Raw genomic sequence first — 24,125 nt, 5'->3', positions numbered from 1 at the left:
AATCCTTACTAAACCAAAAGGTTGAATAAGGAGAGTGCCCGTGCCTTCAGCGGATGACCAGCTGTCCCGAGTGTTCAGCGCGCTCGCCGACCCCATCCGGCGTGACATCGTCGCCAGGCTCACCGACGGTGATGCGACGGTGAGCGACCTCGGCGCCTCGTACGAGATCTCGCTGCAAGCGGTCTCCAAGCACCTCAAGGTGCTCGAGGACGCCGGCCTGGTCACGCGCACGCGAGACGCGCAACGCCGGCCGGTGCACCTGGAAGCGGAGGTGTTCGACCTGATGACGAAGTGGATCGAGCGTTACCGGCAGCAGGCCGAGGAACGCTACCGACGCCTGGACGACGTCCTGGCCGGGATGAGCGACGCCAACCCCCAGAAGATCGAAGGAGCATCATGACCACCATTGCGAAGCACGAGACCACGATCGACGCCCCGGCCGGTGTGCCGTGGATCGACATCACCCGCGAGTTCGACGCGACGCCCGAGCAGGTCTTCCGTGCGCACGTCGACCCCGAGATGCTCAAGCTCTGGCTGGGCCCGCGCGACCTGGAGATGACCGTGGACCGGTGGGACGCGCGCCGTGGGGGCGAGTGGGCCTACTCCCACCGTCGCGGCGAGGACGTCTTCGAGTTCTACGGCTCGTTCCACGAGATCCGCGAGGGCGAGCGGATCGTCCAGACGTTCACGTACGCCGGCGCCCCGGACAGCGTGGCCCTGGAGATCGCGACCTTCGAGGCGCTGCCCGACGGCCGGACCCGCCTGGTGAACCGCAGCATCGGCAGCAGCGTCGAGGAGCGGGACGCGATGGTCGCCAGCGGGATGGAGCACGGCATCGTCGAGGGTTACGAGAAGCTCGACGCCGTCCTCGCCGGCGAGAGCGGGGACTGAGCAGGCCCGACGTCCGGGACCAGGGTCCTTTCTGGGAGCCTGGTCCCACGACGGTCTAGTCCGATTCAGGCAAAACACGCAAATAGCACAAAACTTTCTAAACTCTCGATAGTGACAAATCGGACATTTCACCCTAATCTGGACTCATCGATTGGGGTGGGCCCGTCGTAGCAGGACCCGTGGATCATGAGGATCGCGGGCTGTTTTTCTCGACCTCCACCCCTGGGAGGGATCGAGAAATGAAGTACATGAAGTATTTCGTAGCTCTGGTGGTGGGACTGACGGGGACCTTGGTCCTCGGAGCGCCGGCGCAGGCCAAGGGACGCGTTCAGCTGAACGCCCCGGCCGCGCACCACGTCGGGTCGACCGTCGTCGTGACCGGAAAGGCCAAGGGATCGGTGCGCGCGGTCCGCATCGAGCAGAGGCGGTCGGGCAGGTGGGTCCTCGTGAAGAAGGCCGCAGTCCGCTCGGGCGCCTACAAGGCCACGGTGAAGGCAGGACCCGTGCTGACTGTCGTCCGCGCCCGCGCGGCCGGGGTCGCGAGCAAGGCGGTCGCGGTCAAGCCCGTCACCGTGAAGCCGCCCGCCGTGACCGCGCCTACCCCGGTCGCGACCGACGCGTGCGGCGCGGTCCTGAAGAAGGCCGACGGGACCGCGTGGTCGTGCACCCTGGCTGAGGACTTCAACGGGACCTCGCTGAACCGATCGGTCTGGATGCCGCAGACGAACTTCGCGATGGGCACCCAGGCGGCGCACGCGTGCCTGGTCGACTCGCCCGACACGATCAACGTCTCCGGCGGCAGCCTGAACCTCTCGGTCAAGAAGGTCGCCACCCCGGTGTCGTGCACCTTCGGCGGCATGAGCGGTCCGACCAACTTCGCGAGCGGCGGCGTGAGCAGCTACCGGTTGTTCTCGCAGCAGTTCGGTCGCTTCGAGGCCCGGATCAAGAACACGGCGACGACCTCCAAGGGTCTGCACGAGGCGTTCTGGCTGTGGCCGGACGACCGGGTCGCGTCCACCACCGTCTGGCCCTACGCCGGCGAGATCGACATCAGCGAGACCTACTCGTCGTACCCGACGCTGTCGATCCCGTTCCTGCACTACAAGGCCGACGTCTACGGCAACCTGCCGGGCATCAACACGGCGTGGAACTGCGCTGCTCAGCGGGGAGTCTTCAACACCTACACCCTGGAGTGGTCGGCGAAGAAGATCCAGATCTTCGTCAACGGCAAGCTCTGCCTCGCCAACACGACCGGCGACTCCGCGTTCGTGAAGCCGTACATCATGGCTCTGACCCAGGGCATGGGTGCAGCCGGCAACGAGTACGACGGCAAGGCGCCGCTCGGCACCATGAACGTGGACTACGTGAAGGTGTGGAAGTAGCCAGTCGCGCCTAGAACGGTTGGACCAGCAGGCACACGCCCTTGTCGGCGACCCGGGTCAGCACGATCGTGCCCTCGGCGTCACCGGCAAGGGCGAGCCGCTTGCGGAGCTCCTCGGGCACGATCGCGACGCCGCGCTTCTTGATCGCCAGTCGCCCGATGCCACGCTCGCGCAGCGCCGCTCGCAGCTGCTTCTCCTTGTACGGGAGCTCCTCGAGCACCCGGTACGAGCGGGCGAACGGTGTGCGGAACGAGTCGTCGGAGGTGGCGTAGGCGATGTGCTCGCTGATCAGTCCGCCGCCGACCCCGGCAGCAACCGCCGTCACCAGACCCGCCCGGATCACGGCACCGTCGGGCTCGTACAGGTAGGCGCCGACCTCGCGGACCTCGGCCGGCGCGTCGTCCTCGTCGGTCAGCGTCGCGAGGCCACCGTCGCCGATCACGGTCGCGCGCCGTCGCGTGGTCGCCAACGCGCCTGACCACAACGCAGCCTCCTTGACCTCGCCGTGGTCGCTGACCCACTCGGCCTCGACGTCCGCGGGCACGAGCTCGTGGCCGATGCCGGGTGCGACCTTCACGCACGCGGTGCGCGCGAACATCGACTGGACGAACGGCCACGGGGGAGTCCAGTCGTCGACCGAGAACGTCCGGCCGCGGGCTGACCTGCGGGCCGGGTCGACGAACGCGACGTCGAACCCGCGGTGGTCGACCTCGGTCGCGTCGGCGATGCTCACGGCACCGCCGAGGCCCAGGGCCGCCAGGTTCGCCCGCGCCACCTCGACGCGGACCGGGTCGAGGTCGATGCCGGCCGCAGTGACGCCCGCAGCGGCAGTGGCGAGCAGGTCGCCGCCGATACCGCAGCCGAGGTCGATCACGGTCCCGACCCGGGCTGCCGTCAGCCGCGCGGCACGGTGGCGAGCGACCGGCGCGCGGGTGGCCTGCTCGAGCCCCTCGGGGGTGAAGTACATCCGCGCGGCGTCTGCCCCGAACTTCGCTGCGCCCCTGCGCCGCAGATCAGCCTGGGTGAGCGCTGCCGCCACGTGCTCGGCGCTCGCCTCGCGCCGCAGGGCCGTGCTGGCGCGGAGCGGGTCCCCGCCGGCGTCGCCCGCCCGGGCGAGGAGACGCTGGCCCGGCTCGGTCAGCAACCAGCGAAACGCGTCGAGGTCCACGCAGCCATCATTCCCGACCCGGGTGCCGTTGGCACTCACTTGGGTCGAGTGCTAAGTTCAGACCTGGCACTCTCCCCGTGAGTGTGCCAGCGTCTGTGATCGACGTACGACCCCCGCGACGGCGTGCGAAGAGGACAGGCGCAGAACTTCAAGCGTGCAGTCCGACGCTGAAAATCCAACGCTGAAAAATCCAACGCTGAGTCATTCCGAACAAGTGTGAAAGTGGAGGTCGACAACGTGTCGGTCAACATCAAGCCCCTCGAGGACCGCATCCTCGTGCAGCCGCTCGAAGCCGAGCAGACCACCGCCTCCGGCCTGGTCATCCCGGACACCGCGAAGGAGAAGCCGCAGGAGGGCGAGGTCGTCGCGACCGGCCCCGGCCGCATCGACGACAACGGCAACCGGGTCCCGCTCGACGTGAGCGTCGGCGACAAGGTCATCTACAGCAAGTACGGCGGCACCGAGGTCAAGTACGCCGGTGGGGAGTACCTCATCCTCAGCGCCCGCGACGTCCTCGCTGTCGTCAACTGATCATCCGGTCGTGTGCCTGAGGAAGCGCTCCGGCGCGTCCTCAGGCACACAACTGCTTTAAGGAGCATGCAGTGCCCAAGATTCTTGCTTTCGACGAGGAAGCCCGCCGCGCTCTCGAGCGTGGCGTCGACGCCCTCGCCAACACCGTCAAGGTGACGCTCGGCCCGAAGGGCCGCTACGTCGTCCTCGACAAGAAGTGGGGCGCCCCCACGATCACGAACGACGGCGTGACCGTCGCGCGTGAGGTCGAGCTCGACGACCCGTTCGAGAACCTCGGTGCCCAGCTCACCAAGGAGGTCGCGACCAAGACCAACGACGTCGCCGGTGACGGCACGACGACCGCGACCGTGCTCGCGCAGGCGATGGTGCACGAGGGTCTTCGGGCCGTCGCCGCCGGCGCCAACCCGATGGGCCTCAAGCGCGGTATGGACGCCGCCGGAGTCGCTCTGTCCGCCGCGCTCTCCGACCTGGCCCGCGAGGTCGACTCGGTCGAGGAGATGGCGTCCGTCGCCACCGTGTCGAGCCGCGACGCCGAGATCGGCGCCCTGCTCGCGCAGGCCTTCGACAAGGTCGGCAAGGACGGTGTCATCACCGTCGAGGAGTCCAACACCATGGGCACCGACCTCGAGTTCACCGAGGGCATGCAGTTCGACAAGGGCTACCTGTCGCCGTACTTCGTGACCGACTCGGAGTCGATGGAGGCCGTCCTCGACGACCCGTACATCCTTCTGCACCAGGGCAAGATCAGCGCGATCGCCGAGCTGCTCCCGGTGCTGGAGAAGGTCATCGCCGCCGGCAAGCCGCTCTTCATCCTCGCCGAGGACGTCGACGGCGAGGCGCTGTCGACCCTGGTCGTCAACAAGATCCGCGGCACCTTCAACGCCGTGGCGGTCAAGGCCCCGGCCTTCGGTGACCGTCGCAAGGCGATGATGCAGGACATCGCGATCCTGACCGGTGGTCAGGTCATCGCTCCCGAGGTCGGGCTCAAGCTCGACCAGGTCGGCCTCGAGGTGCTCGGTACCGCGCGCCGCGTGGTCGTCACCAAGGAGACGACCACGATCGTCGAGGGTGGCGGCGACACCGCTGCCGTCGCCGGCCGGGTCAACCAGATCAAGGCCGAGGTCGAGGCCTCGGACTCCGACTGGGACCGCGAGAAGCTGCAGGAGCGGCTGGCCAAGCTGGCCGGCGGCGTCTGCGTCGTCAAGGTCGGCGCTGCCACCGAGGTGGAGCTCAAGGAGAAGAAGCACCGCATCGAGGACGCCGTCTCCGCGACCCGCGCCGCCATCGAGGAGGGCATCGTCGCCGGTGGTGGATCTGCACTGATCCACGCCTCGGCCGTGCTCGACGACAACCTCGGCCTGACTGGTGACGAGGCGTTCGGCGTCCGGATCGTCCGCAAGGCGATCGACGAGCCGCTGCGCTGGATCGCCGAGAACGGCGGGACCAACGGTTACGTCGTCGTCGCCAAGGTCCGCGAGGGCGGCCCCGGCGTCGGCTACAACGGGGCCACCGAGGAGTACGGCGACCTGGTCGCCCAGGGCGTCCTGGACCCGGTCAAGGTGACCAAGTCCGCGCTGACGAACGCCACCTCGATCGCCGGCATGCTGCTGACGACCGAGACGCTGGTCGTCGACAAGCCGGTCGACGAAGAGCCGGCCCCTGCGGCCGGTCACGGCCACGGCCACTGAGCAACGCACCAGCCTGATCAGCGCGCTGTCGCACCGGGAGACCGGTGCGGCAGCGCGCTGTGCGTCTGAGCGAACGACCTCGGCCGGGTGTGCGCGCTGCTAGGGTCGGCCGGTGCACATCGACGGACCTGACGCCCTCTGATGCGAGCACTCGTCTACAGCGCGCTGGCGCGCGTCCTGGGGTTCATCCCGCAGGGGATAGCGGGACTGGTGGCCAGCCACCTGATCATCACGAACTACGGCAAGGACTCCTTCAGCAGCTACGCGCTCATCGTGTCGGTGCTGCTGCTGATCCCGCTGAACAACCTCGGTGCGGGCGCCACGGTGACGCAGGTGATCGCAGCGCACGGTGTCGACGACGACCTCAGCCTGCGCACCGGCATCACCGCCGTCCGCGTGCTCGCGCTCTCGGCCTTCGTGGTCTGCGTGGTCTCTGCCGGACTGGGTGCCGGTGACCTGTGGCCCCGCCTGCTCGGCGATGCCTCGGGGGGCAACGCGTACGTCGCCGTGGCGATCATTCTCTACGGGCTCAGCTTCGTCCCCGGGCTCGGCCAGAGCGCCTTCCTGGCCACGGGGCGCAACCACCTGACCATCGCGACGCAAGCGTTCAGCACCGTGCTCGCGGCAGTGTTCGTCTGGGTTCTCACCACGACCGACCTCGAGGCCGGCTACCTGATACTGATCCCCTCGCTGGGAATCTTCCTCGTGAACTGGGGGACTTTCGCGCTCAGCCAGCGGGTGACGGGTTTCCGCTGGTCGACCGCGCTCGCCCGCGCACCGTTCCGAGCGCGGTACCCCGGCGCCCGGGTCCGGTCGCTCGCGATCCCGATGCTGATCACCTCCCTCGCCCTCCCGCTCGCCTACTTCGCGGACCGGGTGGTGCTCAGCCATGTCTCGAGCAACGACGAGGTGGCTCGCTACGCACTCGTGCTCCAGCTCTTCGCCCCGGTGACCGGCCTCGTGGTCGCGACCGCCCAGCCGCTGTGGCCCATGTACACCCGCGCACGGGTCGACGGCAAAGCAGGCCCCGCGATGAGGCTGGTGCTGGCGGGCTTCGTCGGCGGCACGCTCGTGGTGAGTGCGCTCATGGTGGTGCTCGCCGATCCGATCGGGAACGTCATCAGCGGCGACGAGATCTCCCTCGGCTACGGGCTCCCGGCGCTGGCCGCCACCGTCACCACGTTGCAGGCCGTGGCGCTGCCGTTGTCGATGAGCCTGGTCGACCCGAAGGGTGCGCGACTGGTGGCAGCGACGTCGCTGCTCACCGTGCCGGCGAACCTCGTCCTGTCCGTGGTCCTGGCCGAGGAGTGGGGCGCTGCAGGCCCGTTGGTGTCGGGTCTGCTCGTCGGGCTGTTCCTCCAGATCGTGCCGTGGCTGACCTTCTCCATCCGTCGCTCACGCTCCGGCGAGGAGATCGCGGTCCTCTAGGCCGTCGTGGAAAGCGGGCAGCACGATCTCACCGAAGACCGTGCTGAACACCCGGATGCAGCGCTGGGTCATCTCCTCCGGCGTGACACCCGGGTTGTCCAGCCACCAGGTGACCAGGGTGCGGAACACGTTCTCCCAGACCGCACGCATCGCCAGCATGTCGTCGCGGTCGTCGTTCCCGGCAAGACGCAGCAGCTCGCCGACGCCCTCCTCGCCGAAGACGAAGATGCGAGCCTCGTGCTCGGCGATGATCTGGCCGATCTCCCCGTCGCGCGGAGCGGAGGGGTCGAAGACCAGGCGCCAGATCCAGGGCTGCGGCGCCAGCGCGCGGAACATGCCGTCCAGCGTGACGACCGCGCGGGCCAGCCCAACGGCGCCGAGCGCGGAGGAGCGCTCGATCTCGGCGGTCAGCGTCCCGGCCGCGTGCCGCAGGCACACGGCGTACAGACCCTCCTTGGAGCCGAAGTAGTTGTAGATGAGCGGCTTGGAGATCCCCGCGGCCCGCGCCACGTCGGCGACCGAGGTGGCCGCGAAGCCCGACGTGCCGAAGAGCCGGCTCGCGACCTCGACGATCTGAGCCTCCCGGTCGGCGCGGGCGACGCCCTTGGTGCCGGCGTTGGAGGTGGGGGAGGACGGCATGAGGTCACCCTAGCGGCAAATATGAACCTGTGGTAACTTACCCGAGAGTCATATCGAGAACAGGACCCAGCGATGAACGACCTCCACGAGCTGCTCGACCCGATGAAGAACCCGGTCACCTATGCGGTGCCGTTCTTCCTGCTCACCATCGCCATCGAGCTCGCCGCCCTGAAGTTCCTCGACGACGACCACGAGGAGGCCGGCAAGAGCCGCACCGGCTACCTCGGACCTGACGCCCGGACGAGCATGGGCATGGGACTGATCAGCCTGGTGTTCTCGCTGGCGCTGAAGGTCGGGTCGTTCCTGGTGTTCATCGCCGTCTTCACCCACCTCACCCCGGACGCGCTCAAGATGCCGACCGACACCTGGTGGTACTGGGTCCTGCTGATCCTCGCGGTCGACCTGTCCTTCTACGCCTCGCACCGGTTCGTGCACCGGGTCAACGTCGGCTGGGCCGCGCACCAGGCGCACCACTCGAGCGAGTACATGAACTTCGCCACCGCCCTGCGACAGAAGTGGAACCCCTGGTTCGAGTTCCTGTTCTGGTTGCCGTTGCCGTTCCTGGGCTTCGACCCGTGGACCATCTACGTGGCCTTCGGGATCAACCTGGTCTGGCAGTTCTTCACGCACACCGAGACGATCGGCAAGCTCCCCCGCCCGATCGAGTTCGTGTTCAACACGCCGTCGCACCACCGCGTGCACCACGGTTCGGACCCGGAGTACCTGGACAAGAACTACGCCGGCATCCTGATCATCTGGGACCGGATGTTCGGCTCCTTCGTCGAGGAGACCAAGCGGCCGACGTACGGGCTCACCAAGCCGGTGAACACCTACAACATGATCAAGCTCCAGTACGGCGACTACGCCCAGATCATGCGCAACGTCCACGCCGCGGCGTCGTGGCGGGACAAGCTCGGCTACCTGTTCGGGCCTCCGGGCTGGGAGCCGCGGAACCACCCGCTCGACCCGGACCTGGAGCCGATCCGGCCTGCGGCCTAGTCGTCGACGCCGCGCAGACTCTGCTCAATCGCGTCCACGCAGGAAGGCCACCCGCATCGGCCGCAGCTCGCCGGTCATCAGACCGGAGGTGATCGCCGGGTCGGAGCTCATGATCGTCGTCGCGGCGTCCTCGTCGTCGGCCTCGATCACTGCGATGCCCGTGTTGATCCGCCCGAACGTCGGGCCGGCCAGGATGAGCACGCCCTGCTGGTGCAGCTCGGCGAGGTGGCCGGCGTGCACCTGCATGATCCCGGCCTCCTCCTCGGTGATCGTCTCGACGAAGTTCTCCCGCGGCGGGTGGATGAAGTAGATCCATTCGCTCATGGGCCGACAGTAGACCCGGTCTTGGCTCCCTCCTCCTGTGAGCGCTTGTTTTCGCGGCTGTAACGAGGACGCAGCCGATGTGCAACACGTGGTGGGCACTGTGGAGCCATGTTCTACCGGGTACGGACCAGGCTCACGGACACCCCTGGCGCGCTCGCACTGCTCGCGCAGCAGTGCGGGGACGCTGGGGTGAACATCCTCGGCCTGCAGATCTACCCGGAGTTGGGCTCGGTGATCGACGACATCGTCGTCGAGACGCCGGACAGTTGGACCGCTGCGGCGGTCGTGGAACTCGTGAGTGGCGCGGGAGGAGACGAGGTGAGCGTCGTCCCCTGTGCCACTCACGACCTCGTTGACCAGCCGACGGCGTGGCTGCGCGCAGCCATGACGGTGCTGGAATCGCCGGACTCGCTCCCGGCAGAGCTGACCGCACTCCTGGGCGCTCGGGTGAGCTGGTCGGCGACCGAGCAGGTCCGCGCCGCCGCGCTGACCGAGCTCGCAGATCGTGCGCGGTCGGCTGTGGGTGTTCCCCCCACGCCTGCAGCCGGCAGCGCCGTGGTCGAGTACGTCGTCGACGACGACAGCGTCCTGGCGAAGATCGGCGTCCACGTCGTCGGGGCCGCACGTCTGCACGCCGTGGTCGACGGCACCGTCGAGGCCAGCCTGGAGGTGGCGCCCGCGTGGCGACGTCTCGGCATCGGTCGTCAGCTGCTGCGCCAGGTCAGCGGCCTGGCCGCCGGTCGCGGGGCGGGCGAGCTGATGATGGTCGCGCCGCCGACCGAGGAGGGTGTCGTCCCGGTGCTCGCCGCGGCCGGGATGCGCGGCCGGATCCGGCTCACCGAACAGGGGTTGAGTGTTCACATCTCGCTCGCCGGGGTACGTCCTGTGACGGAGCTCCTCGCCGGATAGACTTCGGTATGGCCTCCGAAGTTCCCGAAGAAGTGCCCGCGAAGTTTGCCGCTCTGGGCCTCACGTACGACGACGTCCTCCTCCTTCCGGGGTCCTCGGATCTCAATCCCAACGAGATCGACACCACCACGCGGCTGACGCGCGAGATCTCGATCAAGGTGCCGCTGATCAGCGCTGCGATGGACACGGTCACCGAGTCGCGGATGGCGATCGCGATGGCCCGCGAGGGCGGCATCGGCATCCTGCACCGCAACCTCTCCGCCGAGGAGCAGGCCTACCAGGTCGACCTGGTCAAGCGGACCCAGACCGGGATGATCTCCAACCCGATCACCATCGGGCCGGACGCGACGCTCGAGGAGCTCGACAACATCTGCGGCGAGTACCGTGTCTCGGGCCTGCCTGTCGTCGACATCGACAACCGTCTCCTCGGCATCATCACCAACCGCGACCTCCGGTTCACCCCGGTCGCGGAGTGGGCCTCCACCAAGGTCGACGAGGTGATGACTCCGATGCCGCTGATCACCGCGCCGGTCGGCATCTCGCGCGAGGACGCCACCACGCTGCTGCGTCAGCACAAGCGCGAGCGTCTCCCGATCATCGACGCCGACGGGCGTCTAGCCGGGCTGATCACGGTCAAGGACTTCGTCAAGGGCGAGCAGTTCCCGAACGCCTCCCAGGACGCCGACGGACGCCTCATGGTCGGCGCCGCGATCGGCTACTTCGGTGACGCCTGGGAGCGGGCCACCACGCTGATCGAGGCCGGCGTCGACGTGCTCGTCGCCGACACAGCCCACGGCCACGTGAAGCTGCTGCTCGACATGGTCGCCCGCCTCAAGTCCGACCCCGCCACCCGGCACGTCCAGGTGATCGGCGGCAACGTCGCGACCCGCGCCGGAGCCCAGGCCTTCGTCGACGTCGGCGCCGACGCGATCAAGGTCGGCGTCGGACCGGGCTCCATCTGTACGACGCGCGTCGTCACCGGTGTCGGTGCGCCGCAGGTCACGGCTGTCTACGAGGCGTCCCTGGCGGCCGGCCCCGCCGGCATCCCGGTCATCGCCGACGGTGGCCTCAAGCACTCCGGAGAGATCGCGAAGGCGATCGTCGCCGGCGCCGAGTCGGTCATGCTCGGCTCGCTGCTGGCCGGCTGCGAGGAGTCCCCGGGCGACCTCGTCTTCGTCAACGGCAAGCAGTTCAAGTCCTACCGCGGCATGGGTTCGCTCGGCGCGATGTCGAGCCGCGGCAAGAAGTCGTACTCCAAGGACCGCTACTTTCAGGCCGAGGTCACCAGCGACGACAAGATCGTGCCCGAGGGAATCGAGGGCCAGGTCGCCTACCGCGGGCCGCTCTCCGCAGTCGCGCACCAGCTCATCGGCGGCCTCAACCAGTCGATGTTCTACGTCGGAGCGCGCACGATCCCGGAGCTGAAGGAGAAGGGCCAGTTCATCCGGATCACCGCGGCGTCGCTCAAGGAGAGCCACCCGCACGACGTGCAGATGACGGTGGAAGCGCCGAACTACAGCGGCCACTGAGCGACGCCTGCGCCACGCCTGGCGCCGCTCACAAGTAGGATCCACGGGTGACTGAGATCGAGATCGGCCGCGCCAAGCGCGGTCGCCGCGCGTATTCGTTCGACGACATCGCCATCGTGCCGAGCCGGCGTACGCGGGACCCCGAAGAGGTCTCCACGACGTGGCAGATCGACGCGTACCGGTTCGACCTCCCGATCCTGGCCGCGCCGATGGACTCGGTGATGTCGCCGGAGACCGCGATCGCGTTCGGCAAGCACGGCGGTCTCGGCGTGCTGAACCTCGAGGGCCTCTGGACCCGGTACGAGGACCCGGCGCCGCTGCTGGAGGAGATCGCCGGCCTCGACAACGCCGCCGCGGTCGCGCGCATGCAGGAGGTCTACACCGAGCCGATCAAGGCCGAGCTGATCACCGAGCGGTTGCGCGAGGTGCGCGCCTCGGGTGTCACCGTCGCCGGCGCGCTGTCGCCGCAGCGCACCAAGGAGTTCGCCAAGGCGGTCGTCGACGCCGGTGTCGACATGTTCGTCATCCGCGGCACGACCGTGAGCGCCGAGCACGTCTCCGGGCAGGCCGAGCCGCTGAACCTCAAGGAGTTCATCTACGAGCTCGACGTCCCGGTCATCGTCGGTGGCTGCGCGACCCACCAGGCGGCTGTGCACCTGATGCGCACCGGCGCAGCGGGCGTGCTCGTCGGTTTCGGCGGCGGTGCCGCGCACACCACCCGCGCCGTCCTCGGTGTCTCCGTTCCGATGGCCAGCGCCGTCGCCGACGTCGCCGCCGCCCGCCGCGACTACATGGACGAGTCCGGTGGTCGCTACGTGCACGTGATCGCCGACGGTTCGATCGGCCGCAGCGGCGACATCGCCAAGGCGATCGCCTGCGGCGCTGACGCCGTCATGATCGGCTCCCCGCTCGCGCGGGCCACCGACGCTCCGGGCCAGGGCTTCCACTGGGGCGCCGAGGCGCACCACGAGAACCTGCCCCGCGGCGAGCGCGTCGAGATGGGCACGGTCGGCACACTGGAGGAGATCCTCTTCGGGCCTTCTCGCGTGGCCGACGGCACCATGAACCTCGTCGGCGCCCTCAAGCGCGCCATGGCCACCACCGGCTACACCGAGCTCAAGGAGTTCCAGCGCATCGAGGTCGTCGTCCAGTAACCCTGCCTGTCACGTCCTCCTGACAGACTGGCTGCATGGCCCTGACCGCAGACCTCGGACCGCACTCGCGCGCGGCTGCGCTGAAAGGGATGTCGGACCACGAGCTCGACGTCCTCGTCGTCGGCGGGGGAGTCGTCGGTGTCGGCGTCGCGCTGGACGCGGTCACCCGCGGGCTCTCGACGGCGATCGTCGAGCAGCGCGACTTCGCCAGCGGCACCAGCAGCCGCAGCAGCAAGCTCGTCCACGGCGGCCTGCGCTACCTGGAGATGTTCGACTTCGGCCTGGTCCGCGAGGCGCTGGAGGAGCGCGGTCTGCTGCTGACCCGGCTCGCGCCGCACCTGGTCCGGCCGGTGCCGTTCCTCTACCCGCTGCACCACACCTGGGAGCGCCCGTACGTCGGCGCCGGCCTCGCGCTGTACGACGGCATGGCGATGGCCGGCAAGTACGAGATGGGCGTGCCCAAGCACAAGCACCTTTTCCGCCGCCAGATCGCCCGGATGGCGCCGGACCTGCGCACCGAGAACCTCACCGGCGCGATCCGTTACTACGACTGCCAGGTCGACGACGCCCGGCTGGTGATGAACGTCGCGCGCACCGCCGCGGCGTACGGCGCGCACGTGGCCTCGCGCACCCAGGTCACCGGGTTCCTGCGCGAGGGCGAACGGGTCGTCGGGGCGACGATCCGCGACCTCGAGGACGACGTCAGCTACGAGGTCCGCGCCCGCGTCGTCATCAACGCGGCCGGCGTCTGGACTGACGGCATCCAGGAGCTCGTCGGCGGCAAGGGCGCGCTCAAGGTCGAGGCCAGCAAGGGCATCCACCTGGTCGTGCCGAAGGACCGGATCCGCTCCGAGACCGGGTTCATCACCAAGACCGAGAAGTCGGTGCTCTTCGTGATCCCGTGGGGCCGGCACTGGATCATCGGCACCACCGACACCCCGTGGGACCTCGACCTCGCCCACCCGGCCGCCTCACGTGCCGACATCGACTACGTCCTCGGTCACGTGAACACCCTTCTGCGCGACCCGCTCGACCACGACGACGTCGAGGGCGTCTACGCCGGTCTCCGCCCGCTGCTCAAGGGTGAGACCGAGCCGACCTCGAAGATCTCCCGCGAGCACACCGTGGTCGCCCCCGTGCCCGGCCTGGTGATGATCGCCGGCGGCAAGCTGACGACGTACCGGGTGATGGCCAAGGACGCGGTCGACGTGGCCGCGAAGACGCTGGAGGGGGGAGCCCGCCCGAGCATCACCGACCGGGTTCCGCTGCTCGGGGCGCACGGGTTCGAGACCCGTACCAACCAGCGCGCGACGCTGGCCCGTACCTCGGGGCTGCACCTCGCGCGCATCGATCACCTGCTCGGCCGGTACGGCGGCATGGTCGACGAGCTGCTCGACCTGATGATCGAGGACCCCTCGCTCGCCGAGCCGCTCATCCACGCTGAGGACTACCTCGGGGCCGAGGTCGTCTACGCGGTCACCCACGAAGGAGCTCGCCACCTCGACGACGTGCTTGCCCGCCGTACGCGGATCTCGATCGAGACCTTCGACCGCGGCACGCTCGCGGCTCAGCAGGTCGCCGAGCTGATGGGCGGCGTCCTCGGGTGGGACCGGTCCCGGCTCGAGGAGGAGGTCGATCACTGGTTGCGCCGCGTCGAGGCCGAGCGGCAGAGTCAGGAGAAGCTCACCGACCAGGAAGCCGACGAGGCCCGGGTCCAGGCGCCGGAAGGTCCCTGGGCAGGCTAGGAGAAGCAGTGACGTCGTTCATCTCGCACACCACCATCGACTGCAGGAACGCCTACGAGCTCTCCGAGTGGTGGAAGCAGCTGCTCGGGTACGTCGACATCGAGGGCGACCCCAACCTTCCCGGGCACGAGGAGTGCATGATCCAGCGGCCGGACGGCGGTCACCAGGTGCTGTTCATCGAGACACCGGACAGCAAGCAGACCAAGAACCGGATGCACTTCGACCTGCGTCCGGTCGAGCGCACCCGTGACGAGGAGGTCGCCTGGGCAGTGTCGCTCGGCGCCACGATCGTCGACGACCAGGGCGACCACCACGCACCGGGCATCGGCTGGATCGTGCTGGCGGACCCGGAGGGCAACGAGTTCTGCATCCTGCGCAGCCTGGAGCAGATCGCCCAGGGTGCCCCTGCCCCCTAGGTCTCACACCGTTCGTCCGCCACTGTTCGCCCGTCGTTCACCTTGTTCCCCCTGATTGGCCGCTCTCGTTCCGGACATTGATCCCGACCAGTAGGTGACCGACAGGGGTAGAACGAGTGACGATCCTCGCCAGCGAGGAACCGCAGACTGAGCCTGCGGTCCCGCGCACCCTGGCTTCGACCAACACGGGGTCGGACCGAATCTTCGCCTACGTCGCCCGGTCCACCGGTGCGACAGTCCTCCTGATCACCGGAGGCATCGGCCTCTTCCTGGCGCTGCAGTCGGTGCCGACCCTCAAGCACTACGGGCTGTCCTTCTTCACCGAGACCCAGTGGTCCCCGGACACCGACGTGCTCGGCATCGGAGCTGTCCTGGTGGGCACGTTCTCGGTCGCCATGGTCGCGCTGATCGTCGCCTTCCCCCTGGCCCTGGCCACGGCCCTCTACATCAGCGAGTTCGCCCCGGCCCGGCTGAAGTCGACGCTGGTCGCGCTCGTCGACCTGATGGCCGCCGTGCCCAGCATCGTCTACGGCCTCTGGGGGTTCTTCCTCCTGCAGCCGCACGCGAGCGAGGTCGCGCTCTTCCTGCAGAAGCACTTCGGCTGGATCCCGTTCTTCGACGTCGACGCCAACCCCGACGCCGCCATCTGGGACCGCTCGCGCTACACCGCCTCGGCGTTCTGCGCCGGCCTGGCCGTCGCGATGATGGTGCTCCCGATGGCCTGCGCCGTGATGCGCCAGGTCTTCTCGCAGACGCCTCCGGGGGAGAAGGAGGCGGCGCTCGCGCTCGGCTCCACCCGCTGGGGCATGATCCAGACGGTCGTCATCCCGTTCGGTCGGGGCGGCATCATCGGCGGCACCATGCTCGCGCTGGGCCGCGCGCTCGGTGAGACCATCGCGGTCCTGCTGATCATCTCGCCCTCCTTCGAGGTGAAGCCGCGGGTGCTCGAGATCGGCACCAGCACGATCTCCGCCCTCATCGCCGGCCGCTTCGGCGAGGCCAGCGACTCGCAGCTCTCGGCCCTGCTCACGGCCGGCTTCGTGCTCTTCGTGATCACCCTGATCATCAACACCCTGGCCGCGATCGTGGTCCAACGCAGCCGCTCGGGCGCCGGGACGGACGCCTGATGACCTCCATGATCGACCCGGCGATGCCGCTGGGGGCGACGTCGCTCCCCGTGCCGAACGACGACGCCCCGCCGCCGGTGCCGCGCAGCGGTCTGCGTGCCGCCAACCCCGAGGACCGCTTCACCCAGATCGGGTCGTGGGCGGGAGGGTTCGCCCTCTCCTGGGTGATCACCCAGCGACTGCTGCCCGCGGGCGGGCTGACCTGGTTCCTCATCGTCGGCTTCGTCATGGGCGTCGTGATCACCGGCATCACCGCCGCGATGACGGGCTCGGCGATCGAGGTCCGCGACCGGGTCGCCACCGCTTTCGTCACGGCCGGCACGCTGATCGTCGGCTTCGCGCTCGCCTCGACGCTGATCTACGTGTTCAAGCAGGGCTACAAGCCGCTGCTGCACTGGAACTTCTTCTTCGAGGACTCCGCCGGTGTCGGTCCACGCGACCCCTTCACCAAGGGTGGCATCCTGCACGCCATCGTCGGCTCGCTGATCCAGGTCGGCATCGCGACCGTCATCACGATCCCGCTCGGCATCGGCACCGCGGTGTTCATGACCGAGATCGGCGGCAAGTTCGCCAAGGTCGTGCGCACCGTCGTCGAGGCCATGACCGCACTGCCCTCGATCGTCGCCGGCCTCTTCATCTACACGGTGATGATCATCGGTCTCGGCTTTCCGCGTTCCGGCATCTGCGCCGCCTTCGCGCTCGGCGTGATGATGCTCCCGATCATCGCCCGCGCCGCCGACGTGGTCCTCCGCGTCGTGCCGGGCGGCCTGCGCGAGGCCAGCCTCGCGCTCGGTGCCTCTCGCTGGAAGACCGTCTGGCACGTCGTCCTGCCGACCGCCCGACCGGGACTGGCCACCGCGCTGATCCTCGGCATCGCCCGCGGCATCGGGGAGACCTCTCCGGTGCTGCTCACTTCGGGTGCCGCCAGCTTCCTGGTGACCAACCCGACCGACGGTGTCATGAACTCGCTGCCGCTCTACATCTACTCCACCGTGCGCAGCGGTGAGCCGATCGCCATCGAGCGCGCCTTCGGGGCGGCCTCGGTGCTGCTGATCCTCGTCCTCGTCCTCTTCGTGATCGCTCGGGCGCTGGCACGCCAGCGGACCACGAAGCCGAGCCGGGTCTCCGGCCTCGTCCAACGAATGAGAGATTCCCAGTGAAGCGCCCCTCGTCCTCCAACGCGGTCAAGCTCGGCTTCGCCGGCATGATCCTGACCCTGGTCGCGTCCATCGGTGGCGCAGCTCCGGCCAACGCCGCGAGCTACGCGCAGATCGAGGGCTCCGGCTCGACCTGGTCGCAGGTGATCCTCACCCAGTGGATCTCCGACGTCGACGCGTCGGGCATCAAGGTGACCTACAACGGTGGCGGTTCGTCGCAGGGTCGCAAGGACTTCGCGAACAGCGTCACCGACTTCGCCGTCTCCGAGATCCCCTACCAGGGCAAGGACGAGCAGGGGCAGGCCGACTCCAGCAACGGTCGCGACTACGCCTACCTGCCGATCGTCGCCGGTGGTACCGCGTTCACCTACCAGGTCAAGGTCGGCGGCAAGCCGGTCAAGACGCTGCGTCTCTCGGGAGAGACGATCGCGAAGATCTTCACCAACAAGATCACGAACTGGAACGACAAGGCGATCACCGCCGACAACAACGGCAAGCCGCTGCCGTCGCTGCCGATCACCCCGGTCATCCGCTCGGACGGATCCGGTACCACGGCCCAGTTCACCAAGTACCTCGACTCGATGTACCCCAGCATCTGGCGCCCGTACTTCGGCAAGAGCGGCCTCACGTCGTACTTCCCGAAGAAGGGGCGGATGATCGCGGCCGCGGGTTCGGACCAGGTGATGAACACGATCTCCGGCGCGGCCGGCAACGGCACCATCGGGTACGTCGAGTACTCCTACCCGCTCAACGCGCACTACCCGGTGGTCAAGGTCCTCAACAAGGGCGGGTACTACGTCGAGCCGACGCAGTACAACGTCGCCGTCGCGCTGACCAAGGCGAAGATCAACCAGAACAAGAGCTCACCGGACTACCTGACCCAGATCCTCGACGGCGTCTACAAGGCCAGCGACCCGCGGGCGTACCCGCTCTCGTCGTACTCCTACATGATCATCCCGACGTCGAAGTCGGACCGACGGATGACGACCGCGAAGCGCCAGTCGCTCGCCGACTTCATGTACTACTCGCTGTGCACCGGTCAGACGAAGGCCGGCGGCTACGGCTACTCGCCGCTGCCGCTCAACCTGGTGCAGGCCGGGTTCCAGCAGATCGCCAGGCTGAAGGCGGCCGACCCCAAGGTCGACCTCACCAACCGCTCGGTGACCGCGTGCAACAACCCGACCTTCGTGAAGGGCAACCTCTCGCGCAACCACCTCGCCGAGATCGCCCCGAAGCCGGCCGCCTGCGACAAGTCGGGGGCAGGCCCGTGCGGCACCGCGACCGGCACGGGCGCTCCGTCGACGGACACCGGAAGCGGCACGGGAACCGGTACCGGGACGGGCACGGGAACAGGCACCGGCGCGACCACCGGAACCGGTACGGGCCCCGGGACCGGGACGGGAACAGGTACCGGAGCAGCCACCGGGAACGGTGTCGTCGATCCCAACATCGCGACCGCGAACGCCGACCTGATCGGTACGCCGGCCGAGCTGGTGCCGACCCGTGACGGCGACAACAAGGCGTTCGGCTTCGTCGCCATCCTGCTCCTGCTCGCGCTCGTGCTGCTGCCCGGCATGTACGTCGCCTACAGCCGCCGCGCCGCGACGTCGAAGGCGCAGCCGTGATGACTCCTGGGAAGCGCCCGCTGATCCGCCTCGGCCTCGCCGGCGGTGCGGTGCTGCTCGCCGCCGCGATGATCCCGGTCGTCCCCGCGACCGCGACCGGCCTGGTCGCGACGGCGACGTCGACCGGCGACGGCTACAGCAAGACGAAGACGATCAAGCGGGAGTTCTCCGACGACGGCGTCGTTCGCGAGATCGACTCCCGGGACGTCAACGTCAAGATCGACACCACGAAGAACCTTCAGGGCCGCGAGCGCGTGCACATCTCCTGGTCCGGTGCCCACCCCAGCGGCGGACGGGCATCCAACCCCTTCGGCGAGGCCGGACTCAACCAGGAGTACCCGGTCGTGATCCTGCAGTGTCGCGGCACCGACGACGCCGACCTGCCGAAGGCCAAGCGGCTGTCGCCGGAGACCTGCTGGACCTCGACCAAGATCCAGCGGTCGCAGGTCCAGGACCCGGGCGCCGCGATCTGGACCCGCGACCTGTTCGCCGACGAGGCCACCCGTCAGCCCAAGAGCGGCCTGCTGCCGTACCCGGGCGAGGCGTGCAACGACACCTCGGAGACGTCCTTCGCCCACGTCACGCCCTTCGTCACCGCCAAGGGGGAGACGTTCAAGGGCTGCACGTCCGCGACGATGCCGCCCGAGGCCGCCGTCGGTTCGTCCTTCCCGCCGGCCGAGCAGTCGGCGTTCACCAGCACCGACGGCACCGGGAGCACCGAGTTCGAGGTCCGCAGCGCGGTGGAGAACGAGTCCCTGGGCTGCTCGGACAAGGTCGCCTGCTCGATCGTGGTGATCCCGATCATGGGCCTCAGCTGCGTCGACAAGAACCCGGACCTGGCCGCGGCCGACCGCAACTGCCGTCGCGCCGGCCAGTTCCTGCCGGGCACCAGCAACTTCGCGAACCTCGGCGTCGACGCGTCGGTCTCACCGCTGTACTGGTGGGCCGAGTCGAACTGGAAGAACCGGTTCAGCGCGCCGATCACCTTCGGCCTGCCGCCGAGCGCCTGCGACATCCTCGACTCGCGCGCGCCGACCCCGTTCTACGGCTCCGAGCTGCTCTCCCAGGCTGCGACGCAGTGGGCGCCGGCGTACTGCCTGCGCAAGGACCGGTTCAAGTGGCAGCAGAACTCGATGCCCGACGACGCCGCCTTCTCGCAGATGGAGAACGGGGCGGCGGTCGCTGCCGAGGTGTCCGGCCCGCGGGTTGCCGAGACGACCAACCCGATCGGCTACGCGCCGACGGCGATCACCGGGTTCGCGATCAGCTACGTCGTCGACAAGCCGGACAACGCCGGCGAGCTCACCGACCTCAAGCTCACCCCGCGCCTGATCGCCAAGCTGCTGACGCAGTCGTACGCCGCCTCGCAGCTCGGCACCGGCCACCCGGGGATGGGCTCCAACCCGCTGTCGATCAACAACGACCCGGAGTTCAAGAAGCTCAACCCCGGCCTGAGCAACATCTCCCAGGAGGCGGGTGCCACCCTGATGTCGCTGTCGACCTCCTCGGACGTGATCACCGCGCTGACCGGCTACATCGCCCGTGACAGGAGCGCGATGGCTTTCGTCAACGGCGCAGCGGACCCGTGGGGCATGAAGGTCAACCCCTTCTACAAGAAGATCACGCTGCCGCGCGCGGAGTGGCCGCTGCTCGACACCTACGTTCCGAAGAGCGACCTGGAGTGCCTCAAGGCCAACCCGGCGCCGTACCTGCCGCAGGTCGCTGCCCCGGTGAGCAGCCTGCGCCAGATCGCCTCCGCGGTGCTCGACTCCTGGCCGCTGGTGCAGACCAAGTGCGACCGGCCCAACCCCGGTGACCCGTTCAAGCTCGGCCGCATCGACCGCCAGGGTGTCGGCAGCCGGCTCCTGTTCGGCGTCACCACCCTGGGCGACGCAGAGCGGTTCGGCCTGCGGACCGCCAGCCTCGCCGTGGCCGGGGGCAGGTACGTCGGCCCGACCCAGGCAGGCATGCGCGCCGCTGTGGCGCTGGCCAAGGAGGGCAAGAAGTACGCGCCGTTCGAGATCCCGAGCTCGCGCCTGGCAAGGAGCTCGACGGCGTACCCGGGCACGATGATCGTCTACACCGCAGCCCGGCTCTCGGGCGTCCCGAAGGCGGACGCGGCCAAGGTCGCGCAGTTCATCAAGGTCTCCAGCACCGAGGGCCAGCGGCCGGGCCGAGCCAACGGCCAGCTGCCCGAGGGCTACCTGCCGATCGTGGCCTCCGGTCCGACCAAGCCGTTCTACGACAGCGCCCAGGTGGTCGCCAAAGCCGTCAAGGCGCAGAAGACCGCGGCTGCTCCCGCGGTGACCCCGCCGTCCGCCTCCGGCCCGGTCGGCGGCAGCGCCGTGGTCCCGGGGGTCGGTACGCCGGTGGCGGGTGCCCCGCAAGGTGCTGGTCCCGACGGTGCGGTTCCGGTCGTCTCGGGTGCGCCGCTGGCCGTCGCCAGGACCACGAAGGCGTCCTCGGACCTGACCAGCTGGTTGCTCCCGACGCTCCTGCTGATCGCGATCGTCGGCGGAGTCGTCAGCGGTTTCTCCCGGCTCGCGCTGCAGCAGCGGTGGGTCAAGTGACGGCCACGATGACGCCTCCGACGAGCCCGCCGACGCCGCCGTCGTCCCCCAAGGGCGGCGCCCGGGTGAAGACGGCAGGTCCGGTCGAGATCCGCCCCGGCGAGGCGACCGAGGTCGTCGCGATGGTGTCCTCGGTCTGCACGATGCTGGCCCTGATCAGCGTCTGGTTCCTCCTGCAGGTGCTGGTGCTCAGCGGCTTCAGCCAGGCCCGCGACCAGCACATCCTCTACGGTCAGTTCCGCACCCAGGTCGCCGAGGCGACAGCGCCGCTCGGACCGGTCATCACACCGGGCAAGCCGGTCGCCGTGCTGACCATCCCGAAGCTCGACGTCCAGCAGGTCGTCGTGGAGGGCACCGCGTCCGGCGACATGCAGGCAGGTCCCGGCCACCGCCGCGACTCGGTCATCCCTGGTCAGGTCGGCACGTCCTACGTGTACGGCCGTTCGGCCACCTACGGCAAGCCGTTCGCGGACCTGGACACGCTGAAGGTCGGCGACAAGATCGTCACCCAGACCGGCCAGGCCAAGACCACGTTCGTGGTCGAGGGCATCCGCCGCGCCGGCGACCAGGTCACCGCGCCCGAGGCCGGCGCCGCTCGGCTCACGCTGGTCACCGCAGAGGGCACGGGCTTCCTGCACCAGCTGCGCCCGAGCGACGCGGTCTACGTCGACGCCGTCTCCGAGACCGGACAGCAGGTGCCTTCGGGCCGCCCCGTCGGCGTACCGAAGTCCGAGCTGGCGATGGAGGGCACCCCGGGTGCGCTCCCGATGCTCGCGTTGGGCCTCGCGCTGCTCACCGGCCTCACCATCGCCGTCATCGCTGCCCGCCAGCGCTGGTCGGCACCCCTTGTGTGGGTGATCGCCTCACCACTCGCGATCGCCCTGTCCTGGTTCACCACGGACCAGGTCGTCCGGCTTCTGCCGAACCTGATGTGACACCCCGACAACAACGCACCACCCAACCTAAGGATCACGTAGAGATGAACGTACGCAAGTACAGCGCCGGCATCGCCGCGAGCGCCCTGCTCGCTTCCGGCCTCGCTCTGACGGCCATGGCGCCCGCCACGGCCGACCCCGTTGGTGACCCGTCCGCGACCGACATCGTCGGTGTCGGCTCGGACACGATCGAGTTCGTCGTCGGTGACCTCGCGAACGCGTGGAACACCAGCCACCCGAACCAGAAGATCGCAAGCTTCGACGCGACCCCGCAGCCCTCGACCATCGTGCTGCGCAGCGGACACACCGCGGTCGCCCGCCCGAACGGCTCGGGCCAGGGCAAGGCCACGCTGTTCGGCGCCGGCAACAACGTGGACGTCAACTTCGCCCGGTCCTCCTCGACGCTGAGCACCGCGGAGCAGGCCGAGCTGACCCAGTACCCGTTCGCCGTCGACGGCCTCAAGATGGCCGTGTCCGGAAACACCCCGTCCAACGCCCCGGCGAGCCTGACGATCGCCCAGATCGTCGACATCTACAAGGGCACCTACAAGAAGTGGAGCGACATCAACCCGTCGTTCTCCGGCTCGTTCATCAACCCGAAGATCCCGCAGTCGGGCTCGGGCACGCGCAGCTTCTTCGAGGCCGAGCTCAAGGCCGCCAACGGCGGTGTCGCGGTCGTCTACCCGGCAGCGGGCGGCGGCTACAGCGGCGTCACCGAGGTCCAGGAGCACAACGCCGACCAGATCCAGGGTGACCCGAACGCGATCGCCCCGTTCTCGACGGCCCGGGCCCAGACGCTGACCAACCCGTCCGTGATCAAGTTCGAGCCCGGCTACTCGGCCAAGCGCGCGGTCTACAACGTCGTCCGCAATGCTGACACCGGTTCCCAGTGGGTGACCGACATCTTCGGCACGGGTGGCTTCTTCTGCTCGACCGCCGGCAAGGCGATCATCGAGGCCCGCGGCTTCGCGCAGCTGGCCACCGTCGCCAACGGTGGCGTCTGCGGCCAGGGCACCACGACCGCGGTCAGCAACTTCACCACCAACACGGTGACCACCTCCACCTCGATCGTCGCCAGCGCCCCCGCCCCGGGTCGCAAGGTCACGCTCACCGCGACGGTGGCCGCTGACGGCCAGAACGCCGACGGCGACCTGGACTTCTTCGAGGGTGGCAACAAGGTCGGTTCCGGTGTCCTCACCGGTGGCCAGGCCACGCTGAACCTGTCGAACGTGACCCCCGGCTCCCACATCTACACCGCGAAGTTCACCTCCGGTAACCCGGCGGCGTTCACCGACTCGGTCTCCGGCGAGGCCAACGTCACGGTCAAGGAGGTCGCCGTCGTGGGGGCCGTCGCCAACGGGATCACCTACGGCAAGGCCGGCGTCGCGTCGGTCACGATCACCTCGCCGGCCGGCGTCCCGACCGGCAACGTGACCGCGAAGCTCGGCTCGGTCGTCCTGGGCACCAAGGCCCTCGACGGCACCGGCAAGGCCGCCTTCACGGTCCCGGCGTCGGCAGCCCTGACGGCTGGCACCAAGGTCCTGAACGTGACCTACGCCGGTGACACCGCCAACGGCGCGGGCACGCTGAACAAGAACGTCGTCGTCGCGAAGGCCTCCAACCTGACCGTCGCCGAGACGTTCCCGGCCAAGGTCGCCAAGGGCAAGAAGGGCAAGGGCACCGTCACCGTGGCGATCGCCGGCTCGACGCTCAAGGCGGCCGGCTCGATCGTGATCAAGCAGGGCTCCAAGGTCGTCGGCAAGGGCACCCTGGTCAACGGCAAGGTCACCATCACGCTGGCCAAGCTGAAGAAGGGCAAGAAGACCCTGACGATCGTCTACGGCGGCTCGGCCAACACGGTGGCGAAGGTCAAGACCTTCACCATCACCCAGAAGTAGGCACCACCCA

21 protein-coding genes are annotated in these 24,125 nt (G+C 68.7%); 18 read left to right on the top strand and 3 right to left on the bottom strand.

Annotated features, from left to right (window positions below):
* Window positions 1-40: 40 nt before the first annotated feature.
* The 3 genes from ABIE44_RS05530 to ABIE44_RS05520 all read left to right on the top strand — a co-directional run bounded on the left by ABIE44_RS05530 (window position 41) and on the right by ABIE44_RS05520 (window position 2,273).
* Complete coding sequence (locus tag ABIE44_RS05530; RefSeq protein ID WP_209720996.1) at window positions 41-400, top strand: ArsR/SmtB family transcription factor; 360 nt, start codon at window positions 41-43, stop codon at window positions 398-400.
* The gene (locus ABIE44_RS05525) at window positions 397-891 is read left to right on the top strand and encodes an SRPBCC family protein (protein ID WP_209720999.1); all 495 of its coding nucleotides are present in this window, start codon (window positions 397-399) and stop codon (window positions 889-891) included. The genes ABIE44_RS05530 and ABIE44_RS05525 overlap by 4 nt, the downstream gene beginning before the upstream one ends.
* A gap of 248 nt (window positions 892-1,139) precedes the next feature.
* Window positions 1,140-2,273 carry a glycoside hydrolase family 16 protein gene (locus tag ABIE44_RS05520; RefSeq protein ID WP_209721002.1) on the top strand — a complete coding sequence of 378 codons (1,134 nt, stop codon included), beginning with the start codon at window positions 1,140-1,142 and terminating at the stop codon, window positions 2,271-2,273.
* A 10-nt stretch (window positions 2,274-2,283) separates the two neighbouring features.
* Here ABIE44_RS05520 and ABIE44_RS05515 read toward each other — a convergent pair whose 3' ends face one another.
* Window positions 2,284-3,441 carry a class I SAM-dependent methyltransferase gene (locus tag ABIE44_RS05515; protein ID WP_209721005.1) on the bottom strand — a complete coding sequence of 386 codons (1,158 nt, stop codon included), beginning with the start codon at window positions 3,439-3,441 and terminating at the stop codon, window positions 2,284-2,286.
* Between the two features lie 237 nt (window positions 3,442-3,678).
* Between ABIE44_RS05515 and groES the strand changes: the two genes are divergently transcribed.
* The 3 genes from groES (at window position 3,679) to ABIE44_RS05500 (ending at window position 7,088) form a co-directional block, all read left to right on the top strand.
* Complete coding sequence (gene groES, locus ABIE44_RS05510) at window positions 3,679-3,972, top strand: co-chaperone GroES (protein WP_209723619.1); 294 nt, start codon at window positions 3,679-3,681, stop codon at window positions 3,970-3,972.
* Between the two features lie 71 nt (window positions 3,973-4,043).
* Window positions 4,044-5,660, top strand: a complete 1,617-nt coding sequence (gene groL / locus ABIE44_RS05505) for a chaperonin GroEL (protein WP_209721007.1) — start codon at window positions 4,044-4,046, stop codon at window positions 5,658-5,660.
* A 141-nt stretch (window positions 5,661-5,801) separates the two neighbouring features.
* Complete coding sequence (locus tag ABIE44_RS05500; RefSeq protein WP_209721010.1) at window positions 5,802-7,088, top strand: lipopolysaccharide biosynthesis protein; 1,287 nt, start codon at window positions 5,802-5,804, stop codon at window positions 7,086-7,088.
* Here the strand turns inward: ABIE44_RS05500 and ABIE44_RS05495 are convergent.
* Window positions 7,056-7,727, bottom strand: a complete 672-nt coding sequence (locus ABIE44_RS05495; RefSeq protein WP_354437871.1) for a TetR/AcrR family transcriptional regulator — start codon at window positions 7,725-7,727, stop codon at window positions 7,056-7,058. The two genes, ABIE44_RS05500 and ABIE44_RS05495, sit on opposite strands and share 33 nt — an antisense overlap.
* 72 nt (window positions 7,728-7,799) lie before the next feature.
* Between ABIE44_RS05495 and ABIE44_RS05490 the strand changes: the two genes are divergently transcribed.
* Window positions 7,800-8,726, top strand: coding sequence for a sterol desaturase family protein (locus ABIE44_RS05490; protein WP_209721016.1), 927 nt, complete (start codon window positions 7,800-7,802; stop codon window positions 8,724-8,726).
* Window positions 8,727-8,750: 24 nt separating this feature from the next.
* On the opposite strand, the gene ABIE44_RS05485 is transcribed toward ABIE44_RS05490, so the two are convergent.
* On the bottom strand, window positions 8,751-9,050 hold the full coding sequence (locus ABIE44_RS05485) for a YciI family protein (protein WP_209721018.1): 300 nt from the start codon (window positions 9,048-9,050) through the stop codon (window positions 8,751-8,753).
* Window positions 9,051-9,158: 108 nt separating this feature from the next.
* Between ABIE44_RS05485 and ABIE44_RS05480 the strand changes: the two genes are divergently transcribed.
* From ABIE44_RS05480 to ABIE44_RS05430, 11 genes are all read left to right on the top strand, one after another.
* Window positions 9,159-9,959 carry a GNAT family N-acetyltransferase gene (locus tag ABIE44_RS05480; RefSeq protein ID WP_209721021.1) on the top strand — a complete coding sequence of 267 codons (801 nt, stop codon included), beginning with the start codon at window positions 9,159-9,161 and terminating at the stop codon, window positions 9,957-9,959.
* Between the two features lie 8 nt (window positions 9,960-9,967).
* On the top strand, window positions 9,968-11,488 hold the full coding sequence (gene guaB, locus ABIE44_RS05475) for an IMP dehydrogenase (protein ID WP_209721024.1): 1,521 nt from the start codon (window positions 9,968-9,970) through the stop codon (window positions 11,486-11,488).
* A gap of 47 nt (window positions 11,489-11,535) precedes the next feature.
* Window positions 11,536-12,642, top strand: coding sequence for a GuaB3 family IMP dehydrogenase-related protein (locus ABIE44_RS05470; protein WP_209721027.1), 1,107 nt, complete (start codon window positions 11,536-11,538; stop codon window positions 12,640-12,642).
* Window positions 12,643-12,677: 35 nt separating this feature from the next.
* On the top strand, window positions 12,678-14,387 hold the full coding sequence (locus ABIE44_RS05465; RefSeq protein ID WP_209721030.1) for a glycerol-3-phosphate dehydrogenase/oxidase: 1,710 nt from the start codon (window positions 12,678-12,680) through the stop codon (window positions 14,385-14,387).
* 8 nt (window positions 14,388-14,395) lie between these two features.
* Window positions 14,396-14,803 carry a VOC family protein gene (locus ABIE44_RS05460; protein WP_209721034.1) on the top strand — a complete coding sequence of 136 codons (408 nt, stop codon included), beginning with the start codon at window positions 14,396-14,398 and terminating at the stop codon, window positions 14,801-14,803.
* A 116-nt stretch (window positions 14,804-14,919) separates the two neighbouring features.
* Entirely contained in the window at window positions 14,920-15,930 is a 1,011-nt protein-coding gene (gene pstC, locus ABIE44_RS05455) for a phosphate ABC transporter permease subunit PstC (RefSeq protein WP_354437870.1), read from the top strand.
* Entirely contained in the window at window positions 15,930-17,090 is a 1,161-nt protein-coding gene (pstA, locus tag ABIE44_RS05450) for a phosphate ABC transporter permease PstA (RefSeq protein WP_209721037.1), read from the top strand. Before pstC ends, pstA begins: the two co-directional genes overlap by 1 nt.
* Window positions 17,087-18,712: a phosphate ABC transporter substrate-binding protein PstS gene (locus ABIE44_RS05445; protein WP_354437869.1), complete on the top strand. Its 1,626-nt coding sequence runs from the start codon at window positions 17,087-17,089 to the stop codon at window positions 18,710-18,712. The genes pstA and ABIE44_RS05445 overlap by 4 nt, the downstream gene beginning before the upstream one ends.
* Window positions 18,712-21,282, top strand: a complete 2,571-nt coding sequence (locus tag ABIE44_RS05440) for a hypothetical protein (RefSeq protein WP_209721039.1) — start codon at window positions 18,712-18,714, stop codon at window positions 21,280-21,282. The genes ABIE44_RS05445 and ABIE44_RS05440 overlap by 1 nt, the downstream gene beginning before the upstream one ends.
* A gap of 8 nt (window positions 21,283-21,290) precedes the next feature.
* Window positions 21,291-22,217, top strand: coding sequence for a class E sortase (locus ABIE44_RS05435; RefSeq protein WP_209721042.1), 927 nt, complete (start codon window positions 21,291-21,293; stop codon window positions 22,215-22,217).
* 44 nt (window positions 22,218-22,261) lie between these two features.
* Window positions 22,262-24,115: an Ig-like domain repeat protein gene (locus ABIE44_RS05430; protein WP_209721045.1), complete on the top strand. Its 1,854-nt coding sequence runs from the start codon at window positions 22,262-22,264 to the stop codon at window positions 24,113-24,115.
* Window positions 24,116-24,125 lie beyond the last annotated feature (10 nt).

Origin of the sequence: Marmoricola sp. OAE513 (assembly GCF_040546585.1) — a bacterium.
Classification (GTDB): domain Bacteria; phylum Actinomycetota; class Actinomycetes; order Propionibacteriales; family Nocardioidaceae; genus Marmoricola.
The sequence above is the reverse complement of the archived record's forward strand: the minus strand, read 5'-3'. Positions and strand labels throughout refer to the sequence as shown.

Bases quoted from the DNA above. Each gene is read 5' to 3' on its own strand.
- ABIE44_RS05525 (WP_209720999.1), top strand. From the start codon at position 397: ATGACCACCATTGCGAAGCACGAGACCACGATCGACGCCCCGGCCGGT.
- ABIE44_RS05520 (WP_209721002.1), top strand. From the start codon at position 1,140: ATGAAGTATTTCGTAGCTCTGGTGGTGGGACTGACGGGGACCTTGGTC.
- ABIE44_RS05500 (WP_209721010.1), top strand. From the start codon at position 5,802: ATGCGAGCACTCGTCTACAGCGCGCTGGCGCGCGTCCTGGGGTTCATC.
- ABIE44_RS05495 (WP_354437871.1), bottom strand. From the start codon at position 7,727: ATGCCGTCCTCCCCCACCTCCAACGCCGGCACCAAGGGCGTCGCCCGC.
- ABIE44_RS05490 (WP_209721016.1), top strand. From the start codon at position 7,800: ATGAACGACCTCCACGAGCTGCTCGACCCGATGAAGAACCCGGTCACC.
- ABIE44_RS05485 (WP_209721018.1), bottom strand. From the start codon at position 9,050: ATGAGCGAATGGATCTACTTCATCCACCCGCCGCGGGAGAACTTCGTC.
- ABIE44_RS05480 (WP_209721021.1), top strand. From the start codon at position 9,159: ATGTTCTACCGGGTACGGACCAGGCTCACGGACACCCCTGGCGCGCTC.
- guaB (WP_209721024.1), top strand. From the start codon at position 9,968: ATGGCCTCCGAAGTTCCCGAAGAAGTGCCCGCGAAGTTTGCCGCTCTG.
- ABIE44_RS05465 (WP_209721030.1), top strand. From the start codon at position 12,678: ATGGCCCTGACCGCAGACCTCGGACCGCACTCGCGCGCGGCTGCGCTG.
- pstA (WP_209721037.1), top strand. From the start codon at position 15,930: ATGACCTCCATGATCGACCCGGCGATGCCGCTGGGGGCGACGTCGCTC.
- ABIE44_RS05440 (WP_209721039.1), top strand. From the start codon at position 18,712: ATGACTCCTGGGAAGCGCCCGCTGATCCGCCTCGGCCTCGCCGGCGGT.
- ABIE44_RS05435 (WP_209721042.1), top strand. From the start codon at position 21,291: ATGACGCCTCCGACGAGCCCGCCGACGCCGCCGTCGTCCCCCAAGGGC.
- ABIE44_RS05430 (WP_209721045.1), top strand. From the start codon at position 22,262: ATGAACGTACGCAAGTACAGCGCCGGCATCGCCGCGAGCGCCCTGCTC.